11 protein-coding genes are annotated in these 12,893 nt (G+C 38.4%); 1 reads left to right on the top strand and 10 read right to left on the bottom strand.

Annotated features, from left to right (window positions below; translation table 11 throughout):
• Positions 1-153 precede the first annotated feature (153 nt).
• On the top strand, positions 154-1,512 hold the full coding sequence (gene hemN / locus MM236_RS13045; protein WP_241275427.1) for an oxygen-independent coproporphyrinogen III oxidase: 1,359 nt from the start codon (positions 154-156) through the stop codon (positions 1,510-1,512).
• 490 nt (positions 1,513-2,002) lie between these two features.
• Here the strand turns inward: hemN and MM236_RS13040 are convergent, their stop codons facing one another.
• The 10 genes from MM236_RS13040 to MM236_RS12995 all read right to left on the bottom strand — a co-directional run.
• A complete protein-coding gene (locus MM236_RS13040) occupies positions 2,003-2,707 on the bottom strand; it encodes a sulfite exporter TauE/SafE family protein (RefSeq protein ID WP_241275426.1) in 705 nt (234 codons plus the stop codon).
• Positions 2,708-3,133 (bottom strand): FixH family protein, encoded by a 426-nt coding sequence (locus MM236_RS13035; protein ID WP_241275425.1) that lies wholly within the window; start codon positions 3,131-3,133, stop codon positions 2,708-2,710.
• Between the two features lie 210 nt (positions 3,134-3,343).
• Positions 3,344-4,762, bottom strand: coding sequence for a cytochrome c oxidase accessory protein CcoG (gene ccoG, locus MM236_RS13030; protein WP_241275424.1), 1,419 nt, complete (start codon positions 4,760-4,762; stop codon positions 3,344-3,346).
• A 12-nt stretch (positions 4,763-4,774) separates the two neighbouring features.
• A complete protein-coding gene (locus MM236_RS13025; RefSeq protein WP_241275423.1) occupies positions 4,775-5,719 on the bottom strand; it encodes a cbb3-type cytochrome c oxidase N-terminal domain-containing protein in 945 nt (314 codons plus the stop codon).
• On the bottom strand, positions 5,706-5,897 hold the full coding sequence (locus MM236_RS13020; protein ID WP_241275422.1) for a cbb3-type cytochrome c oxidase subunit 3: 192 nt from the start codon (positions 5,895-5,897) through the stop codon (positions 5,706-5,708). Before MM236_RS13020 ends, MM236_RS13025 begins: the two co-directional genes overlap by 14 nt.
• Positions 5,898-5,908: 11 nt before the next feature.
• Positions 5,909-8,041, bottom strand: a complete 2,133-nt coding sequence (gene ccoN / locus MM236_RS13015) for a cytochrome-c oxidase, cbb3-type subunit I (RefSeq protein ID WP_241275421.1) — start codon at positions 8,039-8,041, stop codon at positions 5,909-5,911.
• 2 nt (positions 8,042-8,043) lie between these two features.
• Positions 8,044-8,226, bottom strand: coding sequence for a cbb3-type cytochrome oxidase assembly protein CcoS (gene ccoS / locus MM236_RS13010; protein ID WP_241275420.1), 183 nt, complete (start codon positions 8,224-8,226; stop codon positions 8,044-8,046).
• Positions 8,227-8,228: 2 nt separating this feature from the next.
• Positions 8,229-10,667 carry a heavy metal translocating P-type ATPase gene (locus MM236_RS13005; protein ID WP_241275419.1) on the bottom strand — a complete coding sequence of 813 codons (2,439 nt, stop codon included), beginning with the start codon at positions 10,665-10,667 and terminating at the stop codon, positions 8,229-8,231.
• 51 nt (positions 10,668-10,718) lie between these two features.
• Entirely contained in the window at positions 10,719-11,408 is a 690-nt protein-coding gene (locus MM236_RS13000; protein ID WP_241275418.1) for a hypothetical protein, read from the bottom strand.
• 151 nt (positions 11,409-11,559) lie between these two features.
• Positions 11,560-12,893: T9SS type B sorting domain-containing protein (locus tag MM236_RS12995; RefSeq protein ID WP_241275417.1), on the bottom strand; the 1,334-nt coding region annotated here is incomplete at its 5' end.

Here is a 12,893-nt window from a genome sequence, read left to right as displayed (position 1 = left end):
GACGAGTATCCGCAACTTACAAAGCTACTTCTTACTCTCCGTGCAACATTGCGGATACTCATAAAATATGATTTTTATCAGTTTTCCATCAAATTTTGATCATTGAAAGACTAGCAGAATTCCGAGAGATTTGTGAAGTAATCTAAATCAAATATGGAAAGCAAGTCCCTCCTTCTCAAAAAATACAATGTGCCAGTCCCAAGATATACTTCTTATCCCACTGTACCACTTTGGGCTAATGATTTGGATCAGGACAAATGGAAAAAACTTGTCAAATTGGCATATGAAGATTTTGGGGATTCAGAAGGATTAACCTTATACATTCACCTTCCCTATTGTGAAAGTCTCTGTACCTACTGTGGATGCAACAAGCGAATCACAAAGAACCACACTGTGGAGACTTCATACATCGAAACTGTCATCAAAGAATGGCAAGCATACCTAGCTGTATTGGAAAAATCTCCTAAACTGGCGGGGATCCATTTAGGTGGTGGCACCCCTACATTTTTTTCTCCAGAATCATTGAATTGGATGATTTCATCTATCCTTGAGACTTCTATATTGATGAAGAATGCAGAACTAAGTTTTGAAGGTCATCCAAATAATACTACAAGAGCGCATTTGCAGACACTATTTGATTTAGGTTTTCGGAGAGTAAGCTACGGAATCCAGGATTTTGATATAGACGTTCAGAAAGCCATCCATAGAATCCAGCCTTTTGAGCGGGTCAAAGAAGCTACAGAAACCGCACGGGAAATAGGTTACAATTCAATAAATTTTGACCTGATCTATGGACTTCCGATGCAAACTTCCGATACGATTAAGGATACTTTCGAAAAAGTATCTCTATTGAAACCGGATAGAATTGCTTATTACAGTTATGCACATTTACCTACAGCATTTCCTGCACAAAAGAGTTTCGAAAAAGACCTTCCATTGGAAACCGAAAAAAGAGAACTTTATGAAAAAGGGAAAGAAATCTTGGCTTCAATGGCATACAAAGAAGTAGGAATGGACCATTTTGCATTGAGCAATGACCCATTGTATCAAGCAAAAAACAAGAAAACACTACATCGTAATTTTATGGGCTACACTACCTCACCATCAAAAATCCTTATTGGGTTGGGAAACAGTGCTATCTCAGATGTCTATTATGGTTACAGGCAAAACGCCAAAGACATAGAAACATATAAAAAACAAACCCTCGATGGACTTATTGATGTCAAAAAAGCCCATTCAATGAGTAACGAAGATGTGAATATTAGAAATTTGATCTTGGAATTGATTTGCAATCAGGTTGTAGCATGGGATTTTAGCTTCTATTGCAAACTCGGAAAAACAAACCTCAACAAGCTCAACACCTTTCAAAAAGAAGGTCTTTTGAAATTCAACACAACCGGTCTGAGGATCCTACCTGCTGGTTTTCCTTTCCAAAGAAACATTTGCAATGTGTTTGACAAACGCATGCAGGAAAATGAGGTAAAACTATTTGGTTTTAGCAAAGCGATTTAGGGGGAAGTTATTTTAGATTTTAGATTTTAGATTGTAGATTGTAGAATTTAGATTGTAGATTTTAAATTTTAGATTTTAGATTTTAGTGTCATGTCCTGATAAAGAAATGAAAACATGCCCTGTAGAGCCTGTCCCGATAATTTCGGGAGGCAACTGACACTAACATTGGGTTGAAACCCAATGCAATGGTAAATGCCTGATTCACTTTTGCCCTGACGGGGCAATTGAATAGCTATAGAGAATAAAGAGAAATGTATAAATAAAGTGTCAACTATTTTCATGACGCGACAAGACAATCATTTAAAGAATTGAAAGGAGCAAGTAAAGTGACGTTTGATACGCTGCGGGTTATCAAAGATTTTTCACCTTAAAGTTTAAAAAAAGGATCTTGTTATAGTAAATTTCTTTGTAAACCTTTCCTTTTTAGGCGTCTCACGTGAATTCTACGGAACAGGTTTTTGCGAGAAAATAAAGTTTAAGATTTCGATGATTATCGACACATTGTAATCTCCACTTGATCACTTCCATAATCAAAGACCTGCAACTTCGGACTCACATAGTGAATCCCCAATCCCAAACCTCTGACAATAAACAAAATACCTATAAACATTGCGAAGTATGGCAAGACAGAAGTGAGTTTGGTTCGAATTTTTAAGGAAAGGATTTTTCCAGAAACCATCACTCCAATCAGCATTGGAATGGTTCCCAATCCAAAGAAAAACATATAAACTGCACCTAGCAATGGGCTTTGCAAAGCCAATGAAGCAATCAGTGCAATATAAACCATCCCACAAGGCAAAAGCCCATTTAACAAACCCGATGCAAAAAAGGCTGTGCTTCCGCCTTTTTTCAAAAAATACCCCAAGGAAGATTTCAGCTTATATACAGCTCCAAACAATCCCGACTGTGTAATAATCTGCTCAGAACGTTTGTAAAAAAATGCCATTAACAAAATAACAACTCCCATTATGATTGAAACCCATTGCTGTATTCCTGCCAAAGCCAAAGAAAATCCTATCATACCTATGACTGCACCCAATACAGAATAGGTGAGTGTTCTTCCAAGATTATAGATGATTTTGTTGCGGAGAAAAGGAGCATTATCCTTGGCAGAAACCGCCAAAGCTATAGGTCCACACATTCCAAGACAATGGAAAGAACCCAAAAACCCCAGTAAAAATGCAGTCCAAATCATTTAGATATTGATTTTTTTCTCTTCATAATACGCTATTCCATTCTCCTCCCAAGTCAACTTTACCTTCCAATAGCCTGACTTCAATGAAGAAACATCCACTGTGTTTTCATCAAGGTTAATCAATTGAAATTCAATTTTCTTATCAAGCCGAGCATCTGATGGCCTGAATAGGTGCAATGTGCCTTTTGAGCCTAAAGGCAAGTTCATCACCACTCTTTTGACCTGTGTGTTGTAGGTCAATACTTCATAGTCCAATGTGTTTGCATTGACAATTTTATCAATTTGATCTTGATACTTGATTTCTTCTTCGTAATAATTTTGCGTAACCAAATGTATATCATCCTGTTTCACACAGATTGTAACTAATCCTGCCATGAGCATTACAAAGACAGCAATCACTATAACTATTCCTTTTCCCCAATCCATTTTTTTCTTGATTAATATGTTTATTGATAATTTACATTAGGGTGAGCTGGGTTCCTATTCCAAATAATCAGTTGATTAAAAGTATTGAATGTTAAATCAGCTTGTCCGTCTCAATGGATTTAGCGTAAGCCACAATTAACATTTAACTTAGAACGTTCTGTCCAGCCATCATTTGACTTTTAAAATGACACTAGCTTAAACACCAAAGTATCAATTTCTTGAAATCGGCCCTACAAAGCTTGTCTTGATCTTGTCAATAACTTCTCCATTTTGAAGCAGCAGTAGCACCACATTATCTTGGTTTACTAGTACATCTTTTTGATTTTTTACAAGAAAGAATCTTCCGTCAAACTTAGATTGCCCTTCCAAAGTCCAGTTCTGATCTCCTACTACTTCTACTTGATATAGGGGATCTTCAGCTTTCAATTCTATTTGCTGCGCATCGAATGTTTTATTGATAAAGGAAACTTCATACAAATTACTAATCTCACCAGTATCTCTCGCCTGATAAGTCATTCCCCTGAACCTTGTAATTGTCGCTCCCAAATCATCTCTCGTCGCGATCAGCGCCACAAAAGCTCCCATCAAAATGATCAAAAGGAAAGAATAAATCTTCACTCTTGGTGTCAATAATTTTTGTGTTTGCTTCAATATGCTATTGTCTGAGGCATAACGAATCAAACCCTTTGGCCTGTCCACTTTGACCATTACTTCGTCACAGACATCGATGCAAGCGGTACAGTTTACGCATTCCATCTGAACACCATTTCTTATATCAATCCCGGTAGGACAGACTTGCACACAAAGACTACAATCTATGCAATCACCTTTTGGTGTTTCTTCCAATTTGATTTTTCTGATCATCCCTCTTGGCTCCCCTCTGATATGATCATAAGTGACATTGATCGAATTCGCATCAAGCAACACACCCTGTAACCTTCCATAAGGGCAGACCACGATACAAGCTTGCTCTCTAAACCATGAAAAAACGAATAGAAAGATTCCTGTAAATGCCATCAAACCAATAAAGCCAGACAAATGTGCTGAAGGCGGTTGGCTTATGATTTCTTTCACTTGATCCACTCCTATCAAATAAGCCATGACAGTGTGGGAGATCAATAGGGAAATGAAAGTGAAAATCGCCATTTTAGAACCTTTCTTCCAGATTTTCTCTGAATTCCAATGCATTGCATTGAGTTTACGCTGCTGATTGGCATCACCTTCTATCCAGTATTCAATCTTCCTGAAAACCATTTCCATAAAGAGCGTTTGTGGACAGGCCCACCCGCAGAAGACCCGTCCAAAAACAGCAGTAAATAGAATGATAAATACAAAGAAAATAAGAAGCAGAAAGATCAGTAAGTGAGTATCCTGTGGCCAAAATGCTGCACCGAAGATGATGAATTTCCTTTCGAAGATATTGAATAGCATATAAGGTCTTCCGCCAACTTGGATAAATGGACCAGCAAAGAATATTGCCAGCAAAACCCAAGACAGGTAGGTTCTCCAACGGTAAAATTTCCCAGATACCTTTTTCGGGTAAATCCAGTTCCTTTTACCATCCTCCTGAACTGTCCCCAGAGAATCCCTAAAGCTGTTTGGGTCGAAAGTCCCTTTTTTGTTATTCATCTTCTTTTATATCTAATTTTCTTCTTCCTCTACTGGTACCAATTCCAGCTCATCTTTAGTCAAAGCATCCAATGGCTCTTCAATAGCAGGCTCATACTTCTCGCCTTGAGGTTCTTTTGGATTTGCAGGAGTAGATCCAGTTAGTGTCAAAATGTAGCTGGACACATTTTGCATTTCTTCTGGGCTCAATTGATCTTGCCAAGGAACCATACCTTTTTCGACGACTCCATACTTTACCACCTTGAATATATCCGAAATACTTCCACCATGAATCCAATATTCATCTGTCAAATTTGGACCTATTCCACCACCACCATCAGCAGCATGACAGGCGATACAGTTAGTATCATAGATAGATTTTCCTGAATTGATAGCTGGAGTCGAGGAGTCGAACACCACTGTATTTTCATCAATAGAACTCAAGGCCAAGAGTTTGTATTCTTCAGCTTGAAAAGCGGCAATTTTCAATTCTTCCTTATATTCCTCTAGTTGAGTCTTACCAAGTCCTAATACTGAATAATATGTAAAATAGGCTATAGCAAAAGCGATCGTTACATAAAACACATTAGCAAGCCAAGGCGGCATGTGGTTATCAAGCTCCACAATGCCATCATAGCTGTGGTCAAGCATCATTTCTTTCTCTTCTTTACCACCCACAGGCTTCATGTTACCTACGATGTACTTTAGCTTAAACTCATCCCACCAAGATGGCTCTGGCTCTGTCTGAGGACTATCCTTTTTCAAAACAGTCACCATAAATGACATGAGGTAAATCATTAAAACCAAAAGCAATAAAATAACTCCTAGTACCACTGCCAAAATCACTAAAAGTGTTAGTTGGCTACTATCCATTTCTCGGAATTTATTTACCCAGGACATTTCACTAGTCTGAGCAAATGCTGAAAGCGTTGTAAAGAAGCTTATCAGGACAGTTAATAAGATTTTAAACTTTTTCATAGCCGCTTTTCTTTTGTGTTTCGTCATCGAAAGGCAAATCTTTCATGTGGTCGATGTAGTTTTCATCTGCTTTGACTACCCAAATAAACATCCCTACAAAGAAGAGTACAAAGATCAAGAGGGAGATGATGGGGTAGATTTCTATGTTCTCGATGGAACTTAAGATATCTTTTTTCATAGTTCTGTGGATTAAGGGTTAGAAGCTGTTGTCTTTTTAATGTCCGTACCTAATCGTTGTAGATATGCTATCAAAGCAACGATCTCTGATTGTGGCAATACTTCCACTCCTGCAGACTGCAGGTTTGCTACAATCTGATCTGCCTGAGCATCCAAGTCCGCATTTGCTTGTTGATCATACCCCTCAGAATATGGGACACCCAATTTTTGTAAGATCCTGATTTTAGCAGGAACATCATTATGCGACATCATATTGGTGGCTAACCATGGATATGGTGGCATCAAAGAACCAGGTGACATACTTCGAGGATCTACCATGTGATGATAATGCCAGCTATCAGGGTACTTGCCTCCCACTCTATGCAAATCTGGACCTGTTCGTTTGGAACCCCACAAGAATGGACGGTCATAGACAAATTCGCCCGCTTTAGAATACTCTCCATAACGCTCCGTCTCCGATCTGAAAGGCCTAATCATCTGAGAATGACAACCTACACAACCATGTGATATGTAAAGATCTCTTCCTTGAAGTTCTAAAGGTGTATAAGGTTCTACATTAGAAATAGTAGGCACATTGGATTTTACCAAAATGGTAGGGATTATCTCAATCGCACCTCCAATCAAAATTGCGATTGTAGCAAGGACTGTGAAGAAAATAGGTTTCCTTTCCCATGCTCTGTGCCAAAACTCTCCTTTTTCTTCTTTGTGAGGTACCAAAGCAGGAGCTTCGTCTGCTTCTTCTGGCACGAAAGTCCCTTGGCTGGCTGTCTTGAACATATTGTACACCATCAAGAATACACCAGACAAATACAACACTCCACCAAACGCTCTGAGCATATACATTGGTACAATCTGCACCACTGTCTCCAAGAAGTTAGGATAAACCAATCTGCCTGCATCTGAGAATTCTTTCCACATTAATGATTGAGTCAAGGCTGCTACATACATTGGAAGTGCATAGAATAAAATCCCTATTGTGCCCAACCAAAAGTGCGTGGTAGCGAGCTTAGTCGAGTATAAATTGGTCTTCCACATTTTTGGCCATAACCAATAAAGCATCGCAAAAGTGAAGAAACCATTCCAGCCCAATCCTCCAATATGCACGTGTGCTACAATCCAATCAGTATAGTGAGCGATAGCATTTACATTTTTCAAAGAAAGCAATGGGCCTTCGAAAGTGGCCATACCGTAGGCTGTCACAGCCACTACCATAAATTTCAAAACAGGATCAACTCGTACTTTGTCCCAAGCTCCTCTCAAAGTCAGAAGACCATTGACCATACCTCCCCAAGAAGGTGCTATCAGCATCACTGAAAATACCACACCTAGAATCTGAGCCCACTCTGGCAAAGCTGTGTAAAGCAAATGGTGAGGTCCAGCCCAGATATAAAGGAAAATCAAAGACCAGAAATGGATAATCGATAGTTTATAGGAATAAACAGGTCTGTTTGCCGCTTTTGGTAAATAATAGTACATCAAGCCAAGGAATGGTGTGGTCAAGAAAAATGCCACTGCATTATGCCCATACCACCACTGAACCAAAGCATCCTGAACCCCTGCATACGCAGAGTAACTTTTGAAAAAAGAAACAGGGAGTGCAAGCGAGTTAAAAATATGGAGTACTGCTACAGTAATGAAGGAAGCCAGATAAAACCAAATCGCAACATACATATGCTTCTCTCTCCTCTTGATCAAAGCACCAATCATATTTGCTCCAAAAGCAACCCAAACCACTGCAATCAAGATATCAATTGGCCATTCCAATTCGGCATATTCTTTGGAACTTGTCAGCCCTAAAGGCAAGGTAATCGCTGCCAAAAGAATGATCAGTTGCCACCCCCAGAAATGAAACCAGCTAAGTGCTTTGCTCCACATGGGTGTTTTCAACAACCTTGGCATGGAATAATAAATTCCAGCAAAAATTGCGTTACCCACAAATGCAAAAATTACCGCATTGGTGTGTAATGGCCTAATCCTACCGAATGTAGTATAAGGATTCCCTAAATTGGCTTCGGGCAAAAACAGCTGGGTAGCTGCCAATACCCCGACCAACATTCCGACGATACCCCAAGCAATTGTGGCTACGCCAAAGTATTTTACGATCTTATTGTCGTAACTGAACTGTTCCAATGTTGTCCCTGACATACTTACTTTATTTTATTTGTTGGTACTTTTTTATCGATTTTTGACTGTTTATTTTCAAATAGAATTCTAATCGCTGGAGTATGATTGTCATCAAACTGACCATCTTTCATCGCTCTGAAGAATAGGTAGAGAAATGAACCGGCCAGGATTAAACTGATTGCTATTAAGATGAATATGACTTCCATGTTTACCAGATTTTATCTTTTAGACCGCGCTTATATGCTAGATAATTCGTAGTGATTGTTGTAAAAATCACCACCGAAATACTGCTGATAGGCATTAGAATCGCACAGAAAACAGGGCTTACCAAACCTTGCACAGCAAAGTAAACCCCAACCGCATTGTAGGTAAAACTTAACCCAAAACTTGCTTTGATAATACTTCTGCTAGTCTTTGCGAAATCAAGAAAAGCAGGAAGCTTAGAAATGACCGATGCATCCATAATCGCATCTGATGCAGGAGAGAAGTTTGTCACCTTATCAGTTACTGCTATCCCTACATGACTTTCTCGAAGTGCCCCAGCGTCATTCAAGCCATCACCTACCATCATGGTGTTCGCTCCTTTGTTATTCAATCGCTTGATGTAAGCAAGCTTGTCACTAGGTCCTTGATTGAAATTCATGGATATGCCTTCACCAAAAATATTGTTCAAATTAACCCTTTCATGATCCTGATCTCCTGAAAGAAGATGTACTGCCCTTTCTTGACGCACTTCTGAAACCACATTTTGGATTCCTTCACGAAGACCACTTTGGATAAAGAAATAACCTAAAACATAATCCTCTACAGCAAAAAACACTAAGTTTCCCCCTTCAGGCAATCCATTACTTGAAGCTCCTACAAACTCCATGGACCCCAAGCGAAACTCTTGGCTTTTGTATTGACAAACCAAACCTTTTCCTTGAGTCTCGTCTATGCTTTGAAGCTGCACTGGAGTAATTTTATCCAAATATGAATTGATTCTATTACTCAAAGCATGCGTAGAGTGCATGACCATGGCCTTAATGATTTGCTTAGATTCATCAGAAAGCAATTCTCCTATATATTTAACCTTTGCTTTATTAGGATCAGTCAAGGTGCCTGTCTTATCAAAAATTAACGTATCAACTTTTGCGATTTTCTCTATCGTCTGAGAATTTTTCAAGTAAAATTTCCCTTTTCCAAACACCCTGAGCGTATTTCCCAAAGTAAATGGAGTGGACATTGCCAAAGCACAAGGGCATGTAATAATCAAAACCGATGTGAATGTCAAAACTCCCAAACTAACTTGTCCTTGGAGTACCCAATAAATCAAAGCTGATATTGCTAAAAGCAAAACAACTATAGTGAACTTTCCAGAAACCTTATTTGCTAAATTTTCAAGACTGTTTACCTTCTCTTTTTCGAAGGATTCATTGTTCCATAAATCTGTCAAATATCCTTGAGATGGAGATTTTTGGACTGTCAAAGTCAAGACAGTTCCCTTTTGCCTTCCTCCAGAATAGATAAGCTCTCCTTGTTTTTTGGCCACTGGCACTTCTTCACCGGTTACAAAACTGTAGTCTATATAAGCTTCACCATCCAACAAAATACTATCCGCAGGGATCAACTCCTCATTTCTAACCCTGATGATATCTCCAACCTTCAATTTGATCAGGGGAATTACCTCTTCTTCGTTTTTGACCAGCTTGGTGACTGCTACAGGAAAATATGATTTATAGTCACGGTCAAATGATAAGGTGTCATAAGTCTTTTGTTGATAATATTTCCCAATCAACAAGAAGAATAACAACCCACCCAAGGTGTCCATATACCCTTCATTACCAAGAAGAAAAATATCATACAGACTATAAAAAAACAGTGTAACTATGCCCAAAGCTATTGGTACATCCATATTTACGGCAGTGTTTTTCAAGGAAAGCCAGGCAGATTTGTAATAGTCTGTGGCGACATAAAAAAACACAGGCAAAGAAAGTAGTACATTTAGATAATTGAATGTCTTTTTGAAACCTTGCCCTAGCAACTCTGCCTCTGCGAAGTATTCTGGCAAGCTGAAAAGCATCATATTTCCAAAGCAAAATCCAGCTACTGCCAATTTGAAAATCAATTTTCTATTTGTAGGCAAAGCATTTTTCTTGTCAATGTCAGCTAAGTTGAGTGAAGGTTCATATCCTATTCTTGAAAGCAACTGAACCAGTTCTTTAAGGCTAATCTCACCTTTTGAATATTTTACCTGAACTTTCTTTTTGATAAAGTCAACTCGTCCAGAGATCACACCACTGTGAAGCTTTTGAAGATTTTCTAGCAACCAAATGCAGGATGCACAATGGATCAATGGAATAGTGAATGTGATGTGAACTTCCGAATCGTTTTGAAAATCAATCAAGCAGTCAATAATCTCCTGATCATCCAAATAATCAAAGCGATTATCCTTTGCTTTTGATTTCCCCAAACTAGTACCTGGAGCTTCGGCTATTTCATAGTAAGCACACAAGTCATTTTCATTCAAAACCTCATATACAAGCTTGCAACCAGAGCAGCAAAACTCTTTTTCATCAAAATGCAAGACTTCATCTACACAACTTTCTCCGCAGTGGTAGCAGTTTGCTTTTGCTATTGGAGTATATATTTTACTTGCCTTACCCATTTTGGTGTCTTGATTTGATAATTTGGATCATGCTCCTTGTAATAGAAAAAATCAATAGGATAAATAAAACGATAGGTTATTATACCACATCCCTCCTTTGTAGAAATGGAAAAGAACTTCTGCCAAGTCTGCTTGATAGTTTTTGGATGTCACTAGCACTGTGCATTTATGCTTGACAGCATAAGACCAAAAATCGCCAATCCTTGTAAAATTAAACTTGATGAAAGATGTTTCGCAAGTGTGCTCAGTGATCAATTGGATGAGCTCTTGCTCATCTCTTTGCTTTGACTTTGGGATAAATGATGGTGAAATGATGGTAGCCTTACTACCTCTAATATTGTTTTGGAAGAGCTCTATGAATTTTTTGATCAAATCAGCCGATGCTGTAGTTCCATCATAATGAAAAAGAAGCGATTCAGTTGAAAACTCACCATCAAACAAAAGCACTGGTATCCCACAGGGAGTCTCTTCAAAAACTCGTGGCATGTCAATCTCGTGCAACCAATCCAATACTTTTGGAAGATGTGCTGTTATAAGACTTGGGTATTGGCTTTCACTGCATAGAAATCCACCACACGAACCCAGATATCCAATAAAATCAAAAGGTAAATGATTGCAATAAAATTTTTCAATCAATGCTTCAGGGATTGCAAGCTTCAAATCAACACCTTCTTTTAGTTGCATAGCTTTTGTATTATTTTGTACAAAGCTAATCTCTGTCACTTCACTAATTAATGACATGAATAAGTTCAAAACATGATTATTATCATATTTGTATCATGCATTTCTTTTCAATTACATATTTAACCCTCCTTATAAATAGTCAAAAAAAAACAGTACCGAGACGATCTCGATACTGTTTAAAATTACTAGAATCAAACTAATGTTTCAATTAAAACTCTTTAATAACCTGAATCCAACCTTTAAAGATGTGTTCCCTTCCATTATCATCAGTTCCTTTTAGAATGTAATAATAAGTACCCGGAGGAAGGCCTTCTGCACTCCAGTTATTTTGATAATTCTCAGATTCAAAGACATTATCTCCATATCTATTGAACAAAACCAATGAGTGACTTACATATTTTCCCAAGCCTTTAATCACAAAACTATCATTGCTTCCATCTCCATTTGGAGTGATAACATTCGGAATAAAGAAGGAACTAATAGTATTGACATCTGTATCTGTGTTGTTTGCCAAGTCTATATCCTCCTCTTTTGATGATACTGTCACAAGGTTAGTGATGATTAATGATTCTTCACCATACAATGGAAGTGCCTTAACTCTAACCTTGAAAACGACCTCAGCTTCAACTGGCAATTTTGAAATACTCCACAAGATCCTTGACCCTTGAACATCAAAGCTGTAATCAACCTCAAAATTAGCAAATTCAATTTCCTGACTGATTAACGAAACACCTACAGGCAAAACATCTTCAAGCACTACATCTGTTGCAATCGTCCCACCTATATTTTTCACAGTGATCTGATAGTCAAATTCATCTCCTTCCCAAATCACTACATTATTGGAAGTTTTCTCTACCGATATATCAACCTTTGGTGTATCTATGCTCAAATAGACCAAAGCAGTATCACAGTTTGAAGTATTTGCCACCTCACAAACACTATATTCTACAATGTAATTTCCAGGAGTATTTGTCCCTGCTGAAACCAACATTAAGATACCATTAGAGTCGATCGTAATATCATTTAGACCTCCAAAATCGACAATCTTAACTTCTACTAAACTCGGGTCTATTGAATTTCCATTTAGTGAATCATTTATAAACACATTCCCTACAATACCACTATAATCAAATTGAAGTACACCAAAATCATCATCATTGGCAATGATGGCAGGAGACAATATAGTAATGGTTTGAATATGTTCAACTGAATTACCACATAGATCTATTGCAACCCATGTCCTTATGATCTCATTACCACATCCTTCACCTTTAACTTCCTCTCTAAACTCAACTTTTACTTCACCACAATTGTCACTAGCCGTAAGTACAACCGCCGCAGGTACTGATTCACAGGAAACAGTGATGTCTGTCGGCAAGGTCTCGTTGAAGACTGGCGCTGTGACATCTTCTACCGTGATGGTCTGAACGTGCGTGGTTTCGTTGCCACATTCATCCACTGCTGTCCAAGTTCTGGTTAGGATATAGCTGTTTGAACATGCTCCATCTGCCCTAGTTTCGGTAAAGGAAACTGTTGCGGTGC

The organism is Belliella calami, assembly GCF_022549695.1.
Lineage (GTDB): Bacteria > Bacteroidota > Bacteroidia > Cytophagales > Cyclobacteriaceae > Belliella > Belliella calami.
The sequence above is the reverse complement of the archived record's forward strand: the minus strand, read 5'-3'. Positions and strand labels throughout refer to the sequence as shown.